This is a genomic window from Nonomuraea sp. NPDC004186, assembly GCF_053603495.1.
On sequence record NZ_JBSGFQ010000066.1, the window covers coordinates 25,835 to 45,055 of the forward strand.

The 19,221-nt window shown below is 69.1% G+C and carries 26 protein-coding genes; 12 read left to right on the top strand and 14 right to left on the bottom strand.

The features are described from left to right. The first annotated feature begins 236 nt into the window (after positions 1 to 236). Complete coding sequence (locus ACWEPL_RS40415) at positions 237 to 632, top strand: LysR substrate-binding domain-containing protein (RefSeq protein WP_452439296.1); 396 nt, start codon at positions 237 to 239, stop codon at positions 630 to 632. 129 nt (positions 633 to 761) lie between these two features. Here the strand turns inward: ACWEPL_RS40415 and ACWEPL_RS40420 are convergent, their stop codons facing one another. Then, complete coding sequence (locus tag ACWEPL_RS40420; protein WP_363973247.1) at positions 762 to 1,355, bottom strand: hypothetical protein; 594 nt, start codon at positions 1,353 to 1,355, stop codon at positions 762 to 764. Next, positions 1,352 to 1,867, bottom strand: a complete 516-nt coding sequence (locus ACWEPL_RS40425) for an RNA polymerase sigma factor (RefSeq protein WP_452439297.1) — start codon at positions 1,865 to 1,867, stop codon at positions 1,352 to 1,354. The genes ACWEPL_RS40420 and ACWEPL_RS40425 overlap by 4 nt, the downstream gene beginning before the upstream one ends. 359 nt (positions 1,868 to 2,226) lie before the next feature. Here ACWEPL_RS40425 and ACWEPL_RS40430 point away from each other — a divergent pair, with 359 nt between their 5' ends. Both ACWEPL_RS40430 and ACWEPL_RS40435 read left to right on the top strand, forming a co-directional pair. Further along, positions 2,227 to 2,532 carry a hypothetical protein gene (locus ACWEPL_RS40430; RefSeq protein WP_452439298.1) on the top strand — a complete coding sequence of 102 codons (306 nt, stop codon included), beginning with the start codon at positions 2,227 to 2,229 and terminating at the stop codon, positions 2,530 to 2,532. A gap of 303 nt (positions 2,533 to 2,835) precedes the next feature. After that, positions 2,836 to 3,345 (top strand): zinc ribbon domain-containing protein, encoded by a 510-nt coding sequence (locus ACWEPL_RS40435; protein ID WP_452439299.1) that lies wholly within the window; start codon positions 2,836 to 2,838, stop codon positions 3,343 to 3,345. Positions 3,346 to 3,391: 46 nt separating this feature from the next. Here the strand turns inward: ACWEPL_RS40435 and ACWEPL_RS40440 are convergent, their stop codons facing one another. The 3 genes from ACWEPL_RS40440 to ACWEPL_RS40450 form a co-directional block, all read right to left on the bottom strand. Beyond that, entirely contained in the window at positions 3,392 to 3,676 is a 285-nt protein-coding gene (locus tag ACWEPL_RS40440) for a hypothetical protein (protein WP_452439300.1), read from the bottom strand. 309 nt (positions 3,677 to 3,985) lie between these two features. Beyond that, positions 3,986 to 5,194: an MFS transporter gene (locus ACWEPL_RS40445; protein ID WP_452439301.1), complete on the bottom strand. Its 1,209-nt coding sequence runs from the start codon at positions 5,192 to 5,194 to the stop codon at positions 3,986 to 3,988. 195 nt (positions 5,195 to 5,389) lie between these two features. Further along, positions 5,390 to 6,880 (bottom strand): carboxylesterase/lipase family protein, encoded by a 1,491-nt coding sequence (locus tag ACWEPL_RS40450; protein ID WP_452439302.1) that lies wholly within the window; start codon positions 6,878 to 6,880, stop codon positions 5,390 to 5,392. Between the two features lie 97 nt (positions 6,881 to 6,977). Here ACWEPL_RS40450 and ACWEPL_RS40455 point away from each other — a divergent pair, with 97 nt between their 5' ends. Further along, entirely contained in the window at positions 6,978 to 7,589 is a 612-nt protein-coding gene (locus tag ACWEPL_RS40455) for a TetR/AcrR family transcriptional regulator (protein WP_363973269.1), read from the top strand. A 130-nt stretch (positions 7,590 to 7,719) separates the two neighbouring features. Here ACWEPL_RS40455 and ACWEPL_RS40460 read toward each other — a convergent pair whose 3' ends face one another. Continuing rightward, positions 7,720 to 7,857, bottom strand: a complete 138-nt coding sequence (locus ACWEPL_RS40460; RefSeq protein ID WP_452439303.1) for a hypothetical protein — start codon at positions 7,855 to 7,857, stop codon at positions 7,720 to 7,722. A 45-nt stretch (positions 7,858 to 7,902) separates the two neighbouring features. On the opposite strand from ACWEPL_RS40460, the gene ACWEPL_RS40465 reads away from it, so the two are divergent. Beyond that, on the top strand, positions 7,903 to 8,418 hold the full coding sequence (locus ACWEPL_RS40465; protein WP_363973275.1) for a tetratricopeptide repeat protein: 516 nt from the start codon (positions 7,903 to 7,905) through the stop codon (positions 8,416 to 8,418). Between the two features lie 222 nt (positions 8,419 to 8,640). Here ACWEPL_RS40465 and ACWEPL_RS40470 read toward each other — a convergent pair whose 3' ends face one another. Further along, the gene (locus ACWEPL_RS40470) at positions 8,641 to 9,558 is read right to left on the bottom strand and encodes a recombinase family protein (RefSeq protein WP_452439304.1); all 918 of its coding nucleotides are present in this window, start codon (positions 9,556 to 9,558) and stop codon (positions 8,641 to 8,643) included. Positions 9,559 to 9,748: 190 nt separating this feature from the next. Next, on the bottom strand, positions 9,749 to 10,864 hold the full coding sequence (locus tag ACWEPL_RS40475; protein ID WP_452439305.1) for a hypothetical protein: 1,116 nt from the start codon (positions 10,862 to 10,864) through the stop codon (positions 9,749 to 9,751). Positions 10,865 to 11,168: 304 nt separating this feature from the next. Here ACWEPL_RS40475 and ACWEPL_RS40480 point away from each other — a divergent pair, with 304 nt between their 5' ends. Both ACWEPL_RS40480 and ACWEPL_RS40485 read left to right on the top strand, forming a co-directional pair. After that, entirely contained in the window at positions 11,169 to 11,531 is a 363-nt protein-coding gene (locus tag ACWEPL_RS40480) for a hypothetical protein (protein WP_452439306.1), read from the top strand. A 230-nt stretch (positions 11,532 to 11,761) separates the two neighbouring features. After that, positions 11,762 to 11,968, top strand: coding sequence for a hypothetical protein (locus ACWEPL_RS40485; RefSeq protein ID WP_452439307.1), 207 nt, complete (start codon positions 11,762 to 11,764; stop codon positions 11,966 to 11,968). Positions 11,969 to 12,449: 481 nt separating this feature from the next. Here the strand turns inward: ACWEPL_RS40485 and ACWEPL_RS40490 are convergent, their stop codons facing one another. The 3 genes from ACWEPL_RS40490 to ACWEPL_RS40500 all read right to left on the bottom strand — a co-directional run bounded on the left by ACWEPL_RS40490 (position 12,450) and on the right by ACWEPL_RS40500 (position 15,391). After that, complete coding sequence (locus ACWEPL_RS40490; RefSeq protein WP_363973287.1) at positions 12,450 to 13,004, bottom strand: hypothetical protein; 555 nt, start codon at positions 13,002 to 13,004, stop codon at positions 12,450 to 12,452. A gap of 73 nt (positions 13,005 to 13,077) precedes the next feature. Next, the gene (locus tag ACWEPL_RS40495; protein ID WP_452439308.1) at positions 13,078 to 14,535 is read right to left on the bottom strand and encodes an nSTAND1 domain-containing NTPase; all 1,458 of its coding nucleotides are present in this window, start codon (positions 14,533 to 14,535) and stop codon (positions 13,078 to 13,080) included. Then, positions 14,513 to 15,391, bottom strand: coding sequence for an nSTAND1 domain-containing NTPase (locus ACWEPL_RS40500; protein ID WP_452439309.1), 879 nt, complete (start codon positions 15,389 to 15,391; stop codon positions 14,513 to 14,515). Before ACWEPL_RS40500 ends, ACWEPL_RS40495 begins: the two co-directional genes overlap by 23 nt. A 146-nt stretch (positions 15,392 to 15,537) precedes the next feature. Between ACWEPL_RS40500 and ACWEPL_RS40505 the strand changes: the two genes are divergently transcribed. Further along, positions 15,538 to 15,717, top strand: a complete 180-nt coding sequence (locus ACWEPL_RS40505) for a hypothetical protein (RefSeq protein WP_452439310.1) — start codon at positions 15,538 to 15,540, stop codon at positions 15,715 to 15,717. 718 nt (positions 15,718 to 16,435) lie between these two features. On the opposite strand, the gene ACWEPL_RS40510 is transcribed toward ACWEPL_RS40505, so the two are convergent. Further along, a complete protein-coding gene (locus ACWEPL_RS40510) occupies positions 16,436 to 16,675 on the bottom strand; it encodes a hypothetical protein (RefSeq protein WP_452439311.1) in 240 nt (79 codons plus the stop codon). Positions 16,676 to 16,805: 130 nt separating this feature from the next. On the opposite strand from ACWEPL_RS40510, the gene ACWEPL_RS40515 reads away from it, so the two are divergent. Beyond that, positions 16,806 to 17,099: a hypothetical protein gene (locus ACWEPL_RS40515; protein WP_452439312.1), complete on the top strand. Its 294-nt coding sequence runs from the start codon at positions 16,806 to 16,808 to the stop codon at positions 17,097 to 17,099. 331 nt (positions 17,100 to 17,430) lie between these two features. Continuing rightward, positions 17,431 to 17,613 (top strand): hypothetical protein, encoded by a 183-nt coding sequence (locus ACWEPL_RS40520; protein ID WP_452439313.1) that lies wholly within the window; start codon positions 17,431 to 17,433, stop codon positions 17,611 to 17,613. Positions 17,614 to 17,673: 60 nt separating this feature from the next. Here the strand turns inward: ACWEPL_RS40520 and ACWEPL_RS40525 are convergent, their stop codons facing one another. Both ACWEPL_RS40525 and ACWEPL_RS40530 read right to left on the bottom strand, forming a co-directional pair. Then, entirely contained in the window at positions 17,674 to 18,126 is a 453-nt protein-coding gene (locus tag ACWEPL_RS40525) for a hypothetical protein (RefSeq protein WP_452439314.1), read from the bottom strand. Continuing rightward, positions 18,123 to 18,269 carry a hypothetical protein gene (locus ACWEPL_RS40530; protein ID WP_452439315.1) on the bottom strand — a complete coding sequence of 49 codons (147 nt, stop codon included), beginning with the start codon at positions 18,267 to 18,269 and terminating at the stop codon, positions 18,123 to 18,125. The genes ACWEPL_RS40525 and ACWEPL_RS40530 overlap by 4 nt, the downstream gene beginning before the upstream one ends. A gap of 386 nt (positions 18,270 to 18,655) precedes the next feature. Here ACWEPL_RS40530 and ACWEPL_RS40535 point away from each other — a divergent pair, with 386 nt between their 5' ends. After that, positions 18,656 to 18,787 carry a hypothetical protein gene (locus ACWEPL_RS40535; RefSeq protein ID WP_452439316.1) on the top strand — a complete coding sequence of 44 codons (132 nt, stop codon included), beginning with the start codon at positions 18,656 to 18,658 and terminating at the stop codon, positions 18,785 to 18,787. Positions 18,788 to 18,793: 6 nt separating this feature from the next. Then, entirely contained in the window at positions 18,794 to 19,051 is a 258-nt protein-coding gene (locus tag ACWEPL_RS40540) for a hypothetical protein (protein WP_452439317.1), read from the top strand. Positions 19,052 to 19,221 lie beyond the last annotated feature (170 nt).

Genomic DNA, 19,221 nt, shown 5'->3' on the forward strand with positions numbered 1-19,221 from the left:
CACAGCTTCACCTGGGGGCTGACCTGGAGGAGTTCGCGAGAAGGCCTACCCTCACCATCTCGGGACGGGGGCGGACGATCAATCGCGAAGCACTGGATGATTGATGAGCCGGACTGGACGACCTGCGCCCGGCCCACCAGGCCGTCCTGGACGCCCTCGGCCGGGCCCAGGCGGCCGGGCGCGGCATCAGCGGCGTCCTGCGCATCGGATTCTTCACGCCGGTCGCGGGACGGGTCGTGCCGGAGGTGATGACCGTCGTCCGCGCCGACCACCCCGGCCTGGACATCCAACTGAGCGAGCTCCGGATCGCCGACCCCTGCCGGCCGCTGCGCGAGGACGAGGTGGATCTGGCGCTGACCCGGTTCCCGGTCAACGAACCCGGCATCACCACCGGTCCCGTCGTCCTGTCCGAGCCACGCGTTCTCGCCGTGTCCGCCCGCCACCCGTACGCCCGGCGCGCCTCGGTCAGTCTCGAGGATTTGGCCCGTGATCACACCTTCCGCCCAGCCGGAGTCGGGCATCGACCGTCAGACTGCGGCCGGGCGTCTGACCGCACGCCGACTGCGGTCAGACGACGACCGGCCCTAGCCGTTCCGCTCAGCGCGACTGCCTCGGGGTGGTACCACAACTAGCCTTCAGATCATGGCCGAGTGATCGCTAAATGGTCCCAGGAGTGACCGACAACCGGTCCCATTTCTCACCGCCGAAACCAGTCGTGGCGCCGGACTGGACGGTAGCGCGGGCGTCGCCGTATCGGAGTGCTAGCTTCCCGCTGGAGGTTGGCCCTGCGGGCCATCAACGTCGTCCCAGTCCGTTTTGTCGACGACGACGCACGGGCCGACCTTGCCGGGGATCATCAGCGTCGTGAGCACCCACCAGGTCTTACCCGTCTTCGGCGGCTCCGCTGCGGAAACTTCCTCTTCGTTCCCGGCGAACTCCAGGACCAGCGTCTTGTCCTTGTCGAGCAGCTGGGGATCGATGTCCAGTCCGCCTTCCCGCATGTGAATGGCCCCTTCTGGCAGAAGAGAGCTCATTCCCCTGTTCTTTTCACACTGCTTGCCCGACTCGAGGTACGTGACGTCCGCTCTGACGCCCGCCGCCTGCAGGTCCCGCTCCAGTTGATCGGCGTCTTTGAACTCACGGATCTCGACCCCCACCGTGCCGTCCGCCTTCTTGCTTACCGCGTACGCCGGGCTCTCCGTACCGGTCACCAGCGGTACGGCGACGGCCGCCGCGGCGGCGAGGCCGGCCATCGCCGCTCCCACGAAAATACGGCGAACGGTCCGGCGACGGCGTTCGGCCCGCGCGGCGAATTCGACTTTCAGATCCATCAGCAACTGCTCCTCGAAACTCATGTGCCGTTTCCTTCCATGACGAAGGGCACTTCCTTGAGCGTTCGGCGCGCGCGGTGCAGCCGGACCATGGCGGTCCCTGACCGGATACCGAGGGAGCTCGCGGCTTCGGTAACGGTGAGCTGGTCGAGGACGACCAACTCCAGTACGGCGCGTTCCCCCTCAGGCAAGTCGGCCATGGCCTGGAAAGCCCGCCGAGCGGGCTGCTCCGCGTCGATCCGCTCCTCCAGCCGGGCGATGTCGTCGCCGTCCAGCGGCCGCCGCCTGCTTACTCGGTCGGTCAGCTGGGACTCCCTCAAGGCCCGGCGCCGCTCGGCCGAGAGCGTGTTGCGTGCTACGCCGTACAGCCACGCGACCTCGCTGCCCCGTCCCGGCCGGTAGGTGTGAGCGGACTCCATCACCGCAAGGAACACATCCGCCACCAGGTCCGCGACCGCATGGGGGTCATCGACTCGGCGGGCGAGGAATCGCGTGACTCCCTCGACGTGCCGCCGGTAGAAGGCTTCGAACGCCACGGAGTCTGTGGCGAACTCCGCCTGTTTACGACGCACCGGCCATGCTCCCTTCGTCGATCTACACACATACTTGGTATGAAGCGATCAAAGGCTTACAAGCCGACGTCAAACGGCGAGCCACCCGGCGGCTCTGTAGTCGCAAAGGGAGAGCTGTGCTCGGCTGTGTGGGGCCTGCTGCAGATGTGTCTCTTCACGTGAGTCGCAAAGCCATCTACAGTTTCGATTTGCAGGCGCCATGTGACTCTTTGCAATCGCAAGGTCTCTGCGGGTTGCGCACGGCGCCAGTAGGTGGAGGTGACGCGGCCGCACCGGCGTGCATAGGCTGGTGCTCCCCACGCCGTCGATCCTGAGGCGGATACATGGCCGAGATACCGGAGGACGCGATCCTCGTAGGGCTGCTCACGTGCGGCGCTTGCCTGGCCGATCTCGACGCCGCCATGGCCGATGGCATCACCTCCTACGTGTGTACGGCCGACGGTTGCGGGCTTACCCGGGTTGAGGCGGCCGAGTTGGAGCAGTTCGCCGTCAAGCAGCTGTTCGAGCATCTGCGATCACCGAACCTGACCGGCGAGATGGTGTTGGCCACGGCAGAGTTGCTGGACGAGTTCGACACCCCTGGAGACCTGGTGGGCGGACTCCGGGGCCGTCGGCCAAACGTGTGTTGATGGCGGCGCCCATCAAGCACTTCATCGTGATGGCGCCTGAGCATCCGGCCGCGTTGATGCTCCAGTGGCGGCACAACGGCTGAAGGGTGCGTCCGGGCCGCGACAGCAGCGGCTGGCTGGTCAGGTTCGTAACGCTCTCCGCCCTCGCGCCTACGCTGGGTCAGCGACCACTTCCCCCAGGAGTCGACGATGACCGAGCAGCCATAGCGGCGCCGTCTCTCCGTCGTCCCGCCTCACCCGGACACGACCGACGAACGACCGCAGCCGCCGCCGCGGATGGATGCCGCCGACAAGGTCGAGCACGTGAGAGCCGCGTACGCTGCCGGTGAGTCGTCCCATGTGGAGGCCGCCGGGATGCTCGCGGCTCTGGCCGGCAGGGAGGGCAACGAGGCCGAGTACGGCTGGCGCGCCGACATGATCTTCGAAGGCCTCCTCAGGTGCGGTGCGTGCGGCGCACACCTGCAGCAGGACCAGGCCGCCGGCGTCATCAGCTACACGTGCCCGGCCGACGGGTGCAGACAGGTCCGCATCGCAGCGCGCGTGCTCGCACCCGCCGTAGCCGAGCAGGTGCTGGAACGGCTGCGAACACCCGAACTGGCGCCCGGGCTGCTGCTGGCCATCGCGCAGAAGCGGGGCGCCGACATCGTGCCGCCCGGCACCGACACCGTGGAGAGCTGGTGGGGCAACGCTGACCCGGCGGCGCAGAAGGAACTGCTCGCCATGCTTGTGGATCACATCGCGGTCAAGCCGGTGCACGATTCCCGGATCGACGTGGCCAAGCGGCTGTCCCTGGCGTGGCGACACACCGGCTGACGTCGACGCCGCAGGCGGCAGGCGGCTATCACTGCCCTTCCTTTGTCTACGGCTTCAGTTCCCAAGCCCGCGGCGGCGGTGTTCGCTGCAGCGCAGGACAACTCCGCACCTCAGCGACCGGACAGCAACGTGGTGATGCGCCGCCACGGGCGACGGCCCGGACCGCGGTCTCGAACGTGGCCGCCGCCGCGGCGCCGGGCGGGCCGAAGACGTAGGTGATGGAGTCGCCGCCGCCCTGCCGGTACACGGGCGGCCCCGCCTGCTCGGCCAGCGCGGGCAGCACCTCGCAGATCAGGTGTAGGTCCTCGTCGTCGGGGTGACCGTGGGCCACGGTGATCGGGGCCAGGCCGCCGCCCTGCGTGGCGAGCGCAACGACGCTCGCGGGCGGCCAAGCCTGCGTCAGGCCGCCCGGGAGATCAACATTCGTCCGTGAACCGGCAGAGCTGTTCCACGAGCCCTCGTCTATGAAACACCGCTTGAGGGGTAGCTGCGCGTCTGCGTCGTTGGGACTCGGGGGTTTGAAGCTGATCAGCCTCGATCGGGCAGTGTGCCGCGGAAAAGGCGCTGGCCTCGGTCTGGCGGCCTTCCGAGCTGCTGACGTCCGGCCGTTGCGAGTGGACTGCCCGCCGGGCGGGTGGAATCAAGGAGCGGGTTCTCGCCGCTCCCGCAGTACCGCATAAGCCAGGCACGCCGCGATCACCAGTGCGGGCACGCCGAGCAGAATGGCGGCGCGCAAGCCATACTCACGACCGATCAGACCGCCGACCAGAGCGCCCAGAGGTGAGGCGGTCATCACCACGGTCGTCGAGGCGCTGGTGACGCGGCCGAGCAGGTCGCGGGGGGTGCTGCGCTGGCGTTGGGTGCGGGCGACGACGATCCAAACGCCGAAGGCGGCGCTCGTGGCCGCCAGACCGAGCGCGGCCAGGACCACTTCCGAAGCCAGGCCGAGCATGAGCTGGCCGGCGGCGGCCGCGAGGAGGCAGGTGGTGAGGGTCGGGGCCGGTCCGAGCAGGCGCACGATACGGGCAGCGAGGAATCCACCGATCAGGCCACCCACGGCACCGATGCCGACCAGGAGGCCATAGATCGCGGCGGGCAGTTCAAGTATCTGCTGAACGAAGAGGACCAGGACGACAAACCACATGCTGTCTACGAAGGCGAACGTGCCCGATAGTAGCGACAGCGTGAACATGCGGCGCGAGCGGACCAGCCAGCGCAGGCCCGCCATGGTTTCGCTCCAAATGCGACCCTTCGACTCCGAGGTTGGGGCGGGGGCGAAGACACTGGGAAGACTGAAGATCAAAGCTGCGGCCAGGGCCAGCGTGCCGCCGTTAATGGCGATGGGCAGGACCATGGCTACGCCGAACAGATAGCCCCCGACCGGCGGGCCGATCAGCTCGTTGCCCGCGACTTCCGCGTTGACCAGCCGACCATTCGCCCGCTCCAGGTCGGCGTCGTTCACAAGGGGAGGCAGCAGGGTGGCGGTGGCCGTGTCACGCAACGTCTCGCCCACGCCGCAGGCGAAGGCAACCGCGTAGATCCAGGCCACAGTGGCGGACCCGGTCAGCACGGCCACCGTCAACGCCGCCAGCAGGGCCGTGCGCCCGCAGTCGACCAGGACGACGAGGCGGCGCTGGTCGAACCGGTCGACCAGCGCTCCGGCGATCAGGCCTAGGAGCAGCCAGGGGAGTTGTCCTGCCACCGCGACCCCTGCCACGATGACCGGGTCGGTACTCATTGAGGCGGCAAGCAGCGGTAACGCGGCGCTCCTGATGCCGTCACCGAGGTTGGACAGCGCCGTCGCGGTCCAGAGTCGACTGTAGGCAGGCCCCAGGGACATGGCGGTCATATTTGCGATCATGACATGCCGCCCTGGGGGACTAACAGTGATCAGCCCGGCCAAGCGATCAGGGCCAGATCGCGTCAGTTGGAGTTGACAGGATCGCGCCGGTTGCGCGCCCGCGGCCCTTGTAGGGGTGGGCACCCGAGTGGCCATCGAGTACGGCCAGGACTCCGGAGCCGGCCTGCCTGCATTGTCGCCGCCCTACGAGAGATCGAAGGGGGCGGGAGGGTGGCCTTCCCAGATCCGGCAGGAGGCCTGTTCGGGGTAGGGCAGAGTCTGCGACTCGGCGTCCAGAACGCGGGTGAGCTGCTGGTCGGGCCGGTAGGCGGCCCATCCCGCATCGCCGGTGGTGATGAAGCGGATCCATGCCTCCTGGAGTTCGTGGGAGAGCGCGACGGCCTCGGGAGTGGGCTCCTCGCCGATGAGCTGGGCAGCGATGGGGCTGTCCAGCGTGCCGAACGCCAAGGGGACGTCGAGGCTGTGGCAGGCGCCCAGGGCGCCGCCGAGGGCCGGGGCGCTCCAGCGCAGTTCGAACAGGTATGAGGTGCCGCCGGCTGCGGCGTTCGCCTCGGCCAGCTTCTGTGACGGCATGCGGAACAGGGCGTCGGAGTACACCGTCTCCACCAGCTCCTCCGGGCCGGCCTGCGGAAACGCGGCACGGTACGCCTCCGCACCGTGCGGCTGCGGGGCGAGCAGTTCCAAAGCAGCACGGGCATCCTGCTCGGTGAAGGTGCCCTGCCGTCCGCTCATGACGCTGAACAGCCGGAACTCGTCCCGGGTGTGGCCGACGAGCAGCTCGGTCCCGCTCGCGCGCGCGCCGGTCAGCGCGGGCCAGGGCGTTTCGGGGAGGACCTCGCCGTCGATGACGGGGCACAGGGCGGTGCCGGTCTCCGTGAGGCGTCCCCAGCTCTCCCGGTGCGCGTGGAGGCCGGCGTTGAAGGAGGTGAGCTCGGCGGCCAGGTGCCATGGGTCGATGTCGCGCAGGGCCTCGGCGGTGGGGGCCGCCGCGCCGAGCCGGTCCGCGAACGCGGCGGTGACCTGCCGTGCCAGCGCGGGGGTGCTGTGCAGCCCCGGCACCGAATGGGCGATGGCCCGCCGGAACAGGCCGCGCGCGGACTTCATCGTCAGCAGGGCGGCGACCGAGCCCGCCCCGGCAGACACCCCGCCCACGGTGACCCGGCCGGGGTCGCCTCCGAAGGCGGCGATGTTGCGCTGCACCCACTCCAGCGCCGCGATCTGGTCGAGGAATCCGCGGTTGGGCGGCACGTCGTCGAGGAACGCGAAACCCTCCGCGCCCACGCGGCAGTTGATGGTCACCACGACGACTCCCGCCTCGGCCAGCGCTGCCGGGTCGAACATCGGGTCACTCGACGCCGCCGAGAGGTAGCCGCCCACGGGGATCCACACCAGCACCGGCAGTCCCGCCGCGCCGGGATCCGGAGTGCCGACGTTGAGCGTCAGCCAGTCGGTGCCCTGCGGGGGCACGTCGATCGGCAGGGACAGCGGCACCACGGGGCCGAACTCGACCGCCTGCCTCGTCCCCTCCCAGCGGTGCGGCGGCGCGGGCGCGGCGAAGCGGAGCGCTCCGACCGGGGGCTGGGCGTAGGGGATGCCGCGGAACACCGCGTGCCCCTGCCGCCGGCGCCCCTGCACCACGCCTTCCGTGGTCCGTACCTTTGGCTGTTCGGACATGACGGTTCCTTCCCTCGAGTGGACCCCAGAATTATGGGTCAGGTGTATTATGTCAACTGTATTGGAACAGTCCCGGGGTACGAGGGAGGGGCCGGCGATGCCGAAACAGGTGGATCACCGCGGACGTCGCGAAGCGATCGCCCGCGCGCTGTGGCGGGTGGTGGAGCAGCGCGGCGTCACGCAGCTGACGATGCGCGTGGTGGCGCAGGAGGCGGGCATCTCCCTCGGGCAACTTCAGCACTATTTCGCCTCCCGGGCCGCCATGCTCTCCTTTGCCATGGACTTCGCGTCAGAGCAGACCTCGCTGCGCGTCGGCCAGGGCCTCGAGAAGCTCGGTGACCGTCCGCACCCCCGTGACGTGCTGCGACTGACGCTCGCGGAAATGCTCCCCCTGCATGCCGACGCCCGCGCGACCAGCCGGATGAACGCCGCCTACGTCCTGGAGGCGCTGCACGACGAGGCCGTCCACGAGCAGGCGCGCCACGGCCTCGTCCAAGGACGGGCCCTCGTCGAGCAGTTGGTCCGCCAGGCGATCGCCGACGGGCACATCGACTCCCACCGCGACCCGGCGACCGAGACCAACCTGCTCCTCGCCCTCACCGGCTTCGCCCCCCTGATCGAACTGGACGTGATCAGGCCCCGGGACGCGCTTGCCGCGATCGACCTGTATCTGGACAGGCTGTTCGGCGGGACCGATCGGAGTGCGTGACCTGCGCCTGCGCGCAGGGACCTGCACCATCACCGCTTCCTCGAGCATCTCATCGACCGGCATCGCGTTGTAGGTGGCATCCTGCAGACGGGCCTTGGCGCGTTCGAGGGGGTCTGGGTGGCGGGCGGGCTCAACCGTCTTCTGGCTCGTCGGGGTATGACCCGAACTCGCGCATGTACTCGTAGAAGGCGTCGTCGTCCCAGGGCCGTTCGAGGAACTCGGGTTCGAAGACGTCGTCAGGGCTGTCGAGAGATTCGGAGTACTTCACGAGCATGATCATGAAGTTGCGGGCCTCGCGTAGGACCTGAGACTCATGGAGGGTGCCGAGCAGACGCGCCAGGAGGAGGAGCGGGGCGCCCGCCATCCGGTGACCCTCACCAGCCGCAACAGCCTGGCCTCCGCCCATCTCGCCGCCGGGGACTTCGCGCGGGCGATCGCCCTGCTCGAACGGACGGTGACCGACCGTCGCCGGGCGCTCGGCCGTGATCACCCGCACACGCTGGCGTCCCAGAACGACCTGGCCATGGCGTATTCCGGGGCTGGAGAGCTCTCCCGGGCGATCCAGCTGCTCAGGAGGGTCGTCGCGCGCAGCGAGCGCGTGAGCGGGGCTGATCATCCGGATGTGGTGATCGCGCGCGGGAACCTCGCGTACGCCTATTACGCTGCCGGGCGCGTCGCCGAGGCGATCCCGCTGCTGGAACGGTCGGTCGCCGACCACGAGCGGGTGTTCGGGCCCGACCACCCCAACACGCTGACGACGCACACGGTCCTCACCGACGCGGTTGAGGGAGCGGCCCGGCCTGGAGGCGCGCCCGCGGGGGACCCGTGAGAAATTCAGGGGTCCCCGCATGATGAGCGCGCTCCCACCGGTCGGCGAGCGCGGGGACGACCGTGCGCGTGAGGTTCTACGGTCGATCATTCGAACAGGCGCGCATCGGCCGCCTGGTCACCGGGGCACGCGAGGGCCGCGGCGGCCTGATCGACGACGCCCAGTGGCTCGACCGGCCTCGGGGAACATCGGTACAGCCGTTGGCGCTGAGAACGATCATGGTCAGGGTGTGAGTGCGCTGACTCGGTTCTCGTACTCGTGGCGGGCCTTGCGCTGAGCCGGGACCGCCGGGACGCCGTGGCCGCCGTCGAGCGGTTGGCATCGGGCGAGGAGCTGGCGGTGCACGGCGGGGATGGCGGTGACGCGCAGGGTGTAGCCCTGACCGCGCCGTACGGGCGCCCCCTGGTCGAGTGCGGCCCGCTCGATGTCGTCCAGGTCGGCGGCGCGGAGGAAGTCGGCGACCTTGCCCGGCATGTCGAGGGTGACCGGCAGCTCCGGGGCGGGAGCCTTCTCCTCAGCGGCGGTGTGATCGGGCAGGAGGTCGGCGACGGCGGTGCGGATGGCGCCGCGGCTGACGCCGTGGTCGCGGGCGAGGGCGGCGATGGAGCGGTCTGCCAGGTACGCGGCGCGCACGTCTTCGAGCTTGTCGGCCGAAACGGCGGGGCGGCGGCCGCCCTTGTTGCCCTTGGCCTCGGCGGCGCGCAGGCCGTCGTAGGTGAGCTCGCGCTGTAGGTCGCGTTGTAGTTCGCCGGCGGCGGCGAGGGTCTGCACCATGAACTTCACGGTGGACAGCAGCTCGCCGGTGCGCGGGTGGCGGGCGGTGAGGTCCATGGCGGAGAACGCGCCGTCGTGGATGCGCAGGGCGAGGCGGTCGCGGTGGAGGACGTCGAGCACGTCGAGGATGTGCCCGGTGCCGCGTACGAGGCGGAAGATCTCGGAGATGTGCACGGTGTCCCCGGGCCTGGCGTAGTCGAGGAGTGCGCGGAACTTCGGGCGCTGAAGGGGGTGGAGGCGGCTGGATGTGCCTGGGTCCTCCTCGAAGGTGACCGGATCCTCGATGCCGGCTTCGTCCAGGACGAGGTTCTGCCGGGCGGTCGACTGCTGATCCGTCGAGACCCGCTTGTAGACCAGGTTCGCCACCGAAGGACCCCTTCCGTACGGAGGATCGGACCCTATCTGTCGTCAAACCCTGTCAGCAATCACCATCGGATCTGATTGGATTCGCGGCGCCGTGAACCTCCCGGATTGCACGGGTTCATTGGACGCATTGCCTTCCTGTCGTCAAACGATCATTTGAGGACACCGAAGGCTTCGGCCCGTGTGCACTTGGCTAGGGCCGCGACCTCCAGGTGTAGGGCGCAATGGCCGCAGTTTCCACGTCGGTGTCGGGCCAGCAGCGGCGCAGCACCTCGGCCGTCGACCGGCACCAGGCGGCGAAGTGGGGGAAGACCCCGTAGGCGTCCGAGGTGCGCGCCCCCGCTTCCAGGCCCGCCACCAGCTGGATCCGGGAGTCGTCGCCGGGCTCGCGCGCTTCCCGCTTGCGCAGGTCGTTGGAGCGGATCGCCGTCCAGACCGCAGCCGCCGAGGCGAGGCCGAACCCGAACCGCCGGTCGTCCTCGGCTTCGGGGATGCCGCGCGCCAGGGCAGTGCGGAACGCGGCGATCTGGCGCTCCCCGCAGACCGCCATCCACAGTGAGCCGGGGACGGCGAACCCGGCCGCGGCAGTGAGCGCATGGCGGAAGCCCGCCCCCTCAAAGTCGATCAGCCGACCGTCGCCGTCCGGCATGGTGAGATAGTTGTTCGCCTCGGGGTCGCCGTTGGTGAAGGCCAGGAACGGCCCGGGCTCGGCGAGTTCGGCCCCAGCGGCCCGCAGGTCGCGCTCCGCGGCGTCCGGCATCGGGACGCCGAACTCCGCGGCCCGCTCGGGCGCGGTGCGCCACAGCCCGGTCCAGGCGTGCTCTCCGTCGTCGAGTTCCTGCGCCGGGGTGCCCAGCTCGGCGCGGCGCGTGGCGAAGTCCGCGGCGCGGCTGGCGGAGGCGGCGGCGATCTCGCCCTCGGCGGCGGCGAAATCGGTGAGCCGGTCGTCCAGCTCCGGGGTGAGGCCGTTGTGGCGCAGCAGCCGGGCAAGCTCGGTGCGTGGGCCGAGGTCCTCGATCACCAGCATCTGGGTGTCGGGCTCCGCCGCGAGCAGCCGCGGCCCCAGGTGGGCGAGGCCCAAGTCCTTGTCGAGCAGCTCCAGCGCGGCGCGCTCGCAGCGCATCAACTCCGCGGCGGAACGCAGGCCGTAGCCGCCGGGACGCAGGCGCTTGACGATGATAGGGGAGCCGTCGGCGAGGTGGGCGCGGAGCACCCAGGGGTGCCCGTCCAGCTCCTCCAAGCGGGCGACGGGGACGGCGAGCAGATCCTCGATCTCGGCGGCGACGACGGCATCCACAGGTGAAGGCATCGGCGGATTATCGCACGCTTGCGTCATATTCAAGATCACCCACGCTAACCTGCTGGGCCTTCGTGAGCGGAGGGCCGATCAGAACCTACTTTGGGGCTGGGGCCATGTTCGGGAGCGGAGGGCCTCATCCGGGTGACCGCCGTGAACCTCCAGAGCCGGTCGGTCACGTTCGATCTGACCTTGTGGAAGCGCGACACGTGGGCCGTGCCCGTGGTCCCCATCTAGCGATTGGCACCCCCCGAGGGTTCGATGGGACACGCCGCCGGCGCTGATCGAGTGACTCAACCTGTCCACCCGGGTCAGGATGTTGCCGCCGCGTCGAGGCCCTGAGCGGCTGGAGTGGCTGATCCTGGCCGCTCTGCCGCTGCAGGCGTTCCTGAGCGGTCTGGCTACCAAGATCGCTGATGACGGCTACCGAGGACTCCAGAAGGCCGTGCGTGCGGTCCTTGGTGGCCGCGGCTCCGTGCCTGACTCCGTCCCCGGCCGCCCAGTCGTGCTTCAGGACCCAGCCACTGGGCTGCAGATCGTTCTGGACACCGACCTTCCTGAAGAGGGTTATCAGCAACTCGTCACGCTCGATCTCACCCAGTTCGAGCTCGGGCCCGTCCGGTACGACCGCGTCCAGCGTCGTTGGCGTTCCGACCTCGACGAAGCTCGACCGCGCTGAAGGCAAAGGCAGGGGAGAGTTCGAACGCCTTCTATGGCCGATCCGCTGATGGAACGGGGCGGCGCGTCGACGGCACCGCCGCCTGCGCGGAGCGTGTCTGGCCGTGGCCGGACACGCTTGCGCCTGTGGCCGAACATAGCCGCCTGTGAGTCGATGGCGGGCTTGCCTCTTCGCCTACAGGGTGCGCACACTGAGCGGTGACCCCTTCCCGAAAAGAGGCGAGATCAGCAGTGAAAGCATGGATCCTGCTCGTCGGCGGTGTGCTGTTCGCCCTGCCGGGAGCGGTGTGGACGCTGCAAGGGCTGGGCGTTCTGGGCGGCAGCGTGATGAGCGGCGTCACCGCGTGGGCGGTCATCGGCCCGGTGGTGGTCATCGTCGCCCTGGTTGTCGCCGTCATTGGGGTACGAGGCTTGGCCAAGCGGCAGCCTCGCGACTGATCTACACCACGTTAAAAGAGGCTCGTCCCCCAGCGACACCGGCATAGCCGACGCTCACGGGTCATCCATCGGTGTCGACAGCGGCTTGGCTTCGTCGGCGCGCGACGCCAATCCCCTTGAATTGATGGCTGGCAGGCGCGCGGAGCCCCCGGACGGCTACGGCCGGGTCGGGGCTCGCAGACCACAGACCTCTCGCCGCATGGACGGGCCCCACGACCTCATCCCATGCCGGGTAGGTCACAGCCCAAGTACGGCTGGAAGGGGCAGCCGGTTGACATAAAAGCACTTAGCGAGCAACGCGACCTGCGGAAACGCTCGATCCAGCGTTATCGCGCCGCAGGGCGCCTGACTCATCCCCGAACGCCCGGACCGAAACCGGCCCCCTACGAGTGACACCATCGCGCACGGTGACCCTCGGCGACGCCGCTCGTTGGGGCCGTGTGGCGCGATCCTTACCGGCAGGCCTTGATGCTGAAGTTGTTCATCGAGGCGGGCATATGACGTTCGGCAGTTCTGGTGGCAGGCCGCGGCGCTCGTCTTCGCTGAGGTCGCGTCCGAGAACGTCGCACAGGTGACGCTGCCAGAGTGCGGGGTCGAGCCGGAACAGGTCAATGAGCCCACGGACTGGTGTGCTCCTCAGTAGGGCTTTCCCATCGCGGGTCGTTGCCAGGAAGATCTGCTTGTCCGCGAAGTCGTAGGACTCGATGTCGATACGACCGGCGTCCGCCACGCTTATGAAACGCACGGAGTTCCCGTTGGCGAGGAAGAATTGGGGATCTCCCCAGCCCCCGATCTGCGATTCGTTCACCGTCACCGGTCCGAGCGGGCCCAGCACCTTTTCCGGTCGACGGCGGTCTTGCACCGACCACAGCTCGACCATGGAACCTCTGGTCGCGACGATGGCGAAGCGACCACTACGGCTGACTCTGCCGGTGAGCAGGTCGGGGCCCAGTTGGACCCGCAGGTCCGGGTTCTCCGTGGCCGTCTGGAGATTCACAGCGCGCAGAGTATGGTCGGCCAGGCTCACGATCTGCACGTACCCTGGCTCGGGGTACGGCAGTGGGGTGAAGTAGGCGGGGTCGACCCCGTCAATGCGGAGATCGCGTATGTCAAGGGGGTTCGACAGGCGCCGCGGCCATCCTGTCGTTGCCCCACTCTGCGGCGAAGGTGACCTGCGTGAGTTCGCCGCCGTGCAGCAGGTGTGCCGGGCCCAGGATGATGTCGTGTGCGGTGGGGTGCACCTCGTGCCAGAACACCGAGAGCGAGCCGGACAGGTCCTCCAGCACGTAGGCGATGCGCCGCCCGTCCCGGCTGACCAGGGGAGAGAACGCATTGCCGAGGAGGTTGAGATGCTGACGCAGCACCTTCCCCCCGGCCTGGCGGGCGAACAGCGTCGCGCGACCGAATTTGGATGTCGCCAACGTCACCGAGCCGTCTGAGCTCATTGCGACATCCTCTATGGGCCCCTGGACACCGCTCAGCACCCATGCGGCGTCTTTGAACTGGTCGTATCGGCGCAACAGCGCGCTGCGGGCTTCCTGCGTCGGCGCGGTCTTGTAGGCCGCGACAGCGGCCAGGGCGGCCAGCCCTGGGTCGTTCTTGGCCATTTCTTCCGTGAGGCTGGCCAGCGCGCGTGAGCGCCCCTCCGCCGCCCGCTCCGCGCTGACCCGCATCTGGGCGATCACCGTCATCGCCGTGCCAGTGACGGTGATGAGCAGGACGGCCAGCACCGCGCTCAGCACCGTGCGGTTGCGGGCGCGCCGGCGGGCTGCCTCCCGCTCGGCCAGGTCTTGCCGGATGCTGGCGTCGAGGAAGTCACGGGCGTCGTTCCCGAGCCTGTCACCGTCGTCTCCGCTGGCGTCCTGCGCACTTGCCAACCGCAGACCCCGATACAGGTAGGCCGCATCGCGACCCTTGCCAGCCCACGCGCGGGCGTCCCGGTCGAGCTGCTCCCGTACCAGCAGCGCATCCCGGTCTTCCTCGATCCAGTCGCGCAACTGCTTCCAGGCCCGGATCAGCGCCTCGTGGGTGAACTCGGCCGTGCTGCCGGCGCTGTCCGCGCAGACACCGTCCCCGGTCCAGTTCACGGTCACCAGCCGGTGCTCAACGAACCGATCGAGGACCTGGCGGGCCACGCCATGTCCGGCACCGTCCTCGGGCCCGAGCAACTCGGCCAGCGGCACCTTGCGGCGCGAGGGCTCGCTGCCCTCGCCGAGATGGACCAGCCGCGTCAGCAACCTCCGGGCCCGGTCGCGGTTGGCCAGGCCCACCTTCTCCAGCGCGGTGTCGGCGGTGCGGGCCAACGACGTGCTGACCCCACCGGTCGCCTGATAGCCCGCCAGGGTGAGCTTGCGCCCCTCCCGGCGCCCCCATGTCGCGCGCAGGGTGTGCGACAACAACGGCAGGACGCCACTGGGATCACTGGAGAGTGCGGGGAGAACCGTGCCGCCGGTAGAGGGCAACTCCCAGGTCCTCCACACAATCCGCTCCGCCAGCCCGCCCTCCAGCGTGAGCTCCACGCGTTCGGCGGGCTTCTCGATGACCTCACGCAGCTGCGCCGTGCTCATCGGCCCGACCACGACCGGACGGGCCAGGGCCGGCGCCCAGCTCCGGAAAGGCGGCGCAGTGACCGAAGAAATCAGCGCGCATCCCGACCACCACCACCGCCGCGGATGCCCCTTGCGCGGGGGCGCAGGCGGCGTGCAGCGCCTGGATGAAAACCCGGCGGTCGTCCGCGTCGGCACGGGTGGTGAAGAGCTCCTCGAACTGGTCGACAATCAGGAGTCTGCACTGGGCCCGCGTCAGCAGATCGTGCAGCAGAGCGGGCTTGTCGGCCAGGCGATCCCGGACGTCGTCCGGAGCCTCCTGGCCGCAGAACCGCTCGGCGAGGACCCGGACGGGGTCGCCACCCTGGGATTGGGCGCAGGTGCCGCTCGGTGTGAGGATCACGTGACCCTCCGGCCAGGCCTTGTCGGCGGCGGGGATGAGACCCGCCCGCAGCAGCGATGACTTGCCCGCTCCCGAGGGCCCGGTCACCAGCAGCGGCCCGTCCCGCCCGATCTGCGCCGACACCCGATCCCACAGCACGCGGGTCAGATCCCGGCGCCCGAAGAAGTACTGCACATGTTCGGGCTCGAAAGCTTCCAGCCCTCGATACGGACACCCGTCGTCAGCCCGGCCGGCGCGGGCATGGGCCTGCTTCCAGGCACCCAAGTCGGCTTCGGTGACCCCGACAACGCCCAAGACCTTGCGCAGGGTCGTCCACCGCGGGAAGCTCCTGCCGCTGACCATGTCGTGCACGGTCGCCACGCCGGAGCCCGCCGCGGTGGCCACATCCAGGTAGCTGCCTTCGAACTCCTCGAACAGCTGGCGCAGCGCCGCGTGCAGGTCCGCACGAGTGTCGATCCTGGCCGGGTCGGCCATCAACCCTCCCGATGGAGGCGTCTTCCGGTTCGGCTATTCGGTTTCGTTCGGGATCGTAGAGCTGTCCGTCATCTGCTATCTGTCGGTTTCTGCGAATGTGCGATACCGGATGCGTCTGAATACGGCCGGGCCTGACCGTGGACGTCATGACCACCACGATTCTCACCACGATCGGCGCGACCGTTCTGCTCCTGCAGACCGCCGCCCGCATCCCGCCCGCCCTCACCGATCTCCTCCGCGCCCTCATCCCCGTACGCCAAGCGCTACGCGAACTCCTGCACCGGCCGCAATCGTCCCAGCAGCCCCCACCCCCACCAGAGCACTAACACCCACCTCCGTGTCCACCAGCAACCACGCCTGTTCCTCCGGCGCGTTGACCTGGGTAGACAGGGTCAGACACAGGCACTCACACGCGCACGCGCGAAGACCTGGCTGGAAAGTCCAGAAACGGGCTCGCTCACGGCCCGGTCCGGGTGGGCGCCGACATCGACGCCGGCACCCCTCGTATCGCGCTCCGCCCACGGCCGCCGGGCAACGCCGCGGACGCTATCCCGCCGATACCCCGGCTCGGCGGCACGAGCAAACGCACGAGAGACCCCCGAGCCCACAGCGACATAGACCGAGCAGATCACCCCAAAGGTACTGAAGCGGAAACAGCAAGCATCGACCGGTGTGAGGATATTGTGCTCTCGACCGTTCCGGGGGCTCCGGAATCGCGTGACGTTGCAGAGGCATGGCCTGGGCAGTACCCGTTGGCGACAATCAGCCGTCCACGGGCGGCGGTGTAGGCAGCGGGGTGCGTGGCGGGGACCACGCCTTGGCACGTCGGGCAGATGTCCGGCTGGTCGGCTGTCATGAACGCCCCTTCAAGGACGTGGAGCGAACGGTGAGAGACACGCTCTGGGTCCACGGCTTCTGTCCCGAGAAACGATAGCCGGATGTCTCGCCGGACAACGCGCCGGGTTGTCAACGGGGACACCGTGGACAACTAGGAAATCTACTTTGTAAAGGGCGCCGGATTGAGACAAGATCTCATTCAGAAAATCACAATGGCACGGGCTTCGCCCGTACATCATCCAAAATCAGGGACCCATCGGGGCCGTTGGAAGGCGGTACCGAGGAGTTGCCGGAGTTGCGCTTCTGCCGGCGTTCCAGCTCCGCCACCCGCACGCTCAGCTCACTGCCGGCAACCGGGTCCTCGACGAACGGCTCAAGGCCGCTCGCTTCAACGTCCGTTTCCAAGAGCGGCGAATCGCCTACCATGAAGCCCGCCTTCTCGACCACGGATCGGGGACGTGGTAGCTGTCGCCACTGCATCACGGCCTGCGGCAGCCGAGGGGCGGAATCGGGTTGCAGTGGCGGCCGCCGGGCCGGGAGAGTGCCACGATGATGGAGATTCTTCTCTTGCCCGGCGGTGGGCGGCTGGTGTGAGAATCCCACCTGCACCGACACCGGATACCGGCACGATGTCACCGATGCCGGCGGCCCGCTGCTGGAGGTCCATCACGCCGACGGGGACCCTGCCGCCGCGTTCGCCTGCGGAGCCCGTGACCATCCGTCCACCATGCTGGCCCTGTGCCGCAATTGCCATGGCCTGGTCACCCACGGCCGCAACCGCGCCGCGCTTAACCTGGTCTTCGCCGCAGCGGCGAAGGAAGCACATCAGCGACTCTGGGCGCATGCAGCGCGCTCAGGAGCGTCGGGTTGATCTCAACGACAATCGGGGCGCCCCGGTCAGGCCCATGGGAGTGCGGGCTGGGGAGCCGGTGGGCGAGACGGGTAATCGTGCTGTCCCGACGGCTTTGAACGAGGAAGCGGAGCGGCTGGCAGCGACGACGGCCCCGCAATCGCGGTGCGGGGAGTCCCAGGGGAAGTACACGCCGATCTGGTGGTTGACGTGCTGGTCCTTCATCCGGGCGAGGTGTGGCGGGTGACTGGACCGCCCACGGCAAAGCCGCCGGCCATCAGGTGGGCGCCGCCGCTCCGCTCGGCGGTGGATCACGCGAGGTGTGGGAGGCCGGTGACCCCTGCACACCGTAATGCTGGAGCACATCCTCGACCGCGGCCCCGATGGGGCACGCGAGGCCATGCGACGCCGCCTCGGCCTGACCGAGGAGTTCTACCCGCCAGCCAACCTCGCGGAGGTCATCGAACACGGCCTCGCCTCGCCCGAGAGGCCCTCCGCTGACGACCTGAGGGCGGACCTGCGCACGCCCTCATGACGCCGCACTGCCCCGCTCGCACCCTTGCGTCACTGATGCCGGCACCAACGTGGGGGCGGGTCAGCCGGCGGCGCGGGAGGTGTCCTCCCACTCGGCCCAGGTCTGCAGCCGCTGGGCGTACACGGCCTTGGCGATGTCGAAGGCCGGGCCCGACAGCAGCAGGCGCAGCGGCGGCTCGGCGGCGACGGCGGCGGCGCGGGTGTGGCCCGGTCCGGGTGATGGGCGTGCCGGACCGGCGCCGGGCGGGCCAGCCCGTATGGGCCGGGCCCACGATGCCCGCGGGTCGCCGGCGGCCACGACCCAGTACGCGCCGTCCTCGGAGTCGGGCTTGACGACCCGCACGGCGGCCAGCTCGGCGTCGCTGTACCAGCGGGCGCGCTGGGACGGGTCGGCGTCGGCTTGCAGTCGGGCGGTCGCCGCGGCGGCCTGGGCGACGGTGAGCTGCGCGCGTACGTCGCTGAGCTGATCCTTGGCGGCGGCGAGGTCCTCGCGCAGGCGGTCGGCATCGCTCACATGCTGCTGGCGGGCCCGGTCCAGCTCGGCGCGGGCCTGGCGCAGGCGTCGGCGGCGGCTTCGGCGGTGGTCTTGGCCTGCTCTGCGGGCCGTGGTCTGGGCGCGGTACTGATGGGACAGCGCAGCGCGAACTCCACACTCATGATCGTCTTGTCTGCCGAGGGAATGGATCGAGAACGGGTGACGGTCGAGCAGTTCCACGCCGCGCGTGCCAAGGAAGATCACGCCGGTCCGGCGAGCAGCCCGGCGAGGGTCGTCAGGGGGTTCAGCCCACATAAGGTCAAAACCCACATTCGGTGGATCATGAAGGGGTGTTGGAGTGCTCTTCCTCGCACCACGCGGGGCACTGTTTCATCTGATCGGGCCTCATTCCGGATGGATCGTCACTGCGTTCCAGCGTGCTGGCATGCCGTCGCCATGGCACTCCACCGCGGTCGCTGACCTGCCGCAATCAGCATGCCGCCATAAGGGGCGAGCTCTATGATCAGGTTCGTCCTGATCGTTGAGATTCGGGGAAGATGTCAATCTCATGCGCCGCGACATGGTCCTTCCGGGTGGCGTCGCCCTTGGCGTCGGCGCGTTCGCCCTCTTCTACCGGGGCCCGGGACAACCGTTCGTCCGCGGTTACGTGAGCGACGTCGGCGCCACCATGCTGGTCTAGGCGTTCTTGGGGCTGCTGTGGCGCACCACCGCCGCACGCCGCGCCCTGGCCACGGCCGCGATCGTCGCCGCCGTCGAGTTCTACCAAATAGTCGGAATGACCCCGCCGGGGATCGGCGGTGTCCTGGTCGGTGCGTTCCCCGACCCATGGGACCTGGTCGCCTATGCCATCGGTGTGGTCGCGGCCCTGGCCTGGGAACGCCGATCGGTCCGATCCGGTGATCAGACCGGCTGGCTCTCGGACACCACCCCACCGGCCCGCTGACGGTACGAATGCCCCCACAGCGGCGAGGTCATCGGGTTCGTCCTGCGCGGTGGCCAGCCGTTGCAAAGCAGGACGAGGTCTGGCCCATAGCGGCAGCGCTGGAACGTCATGGGCTCGATCTGGTGGCAAGGACATGGTCGAGGACCGCCCCGATGAGCTGGCTGGAGCGG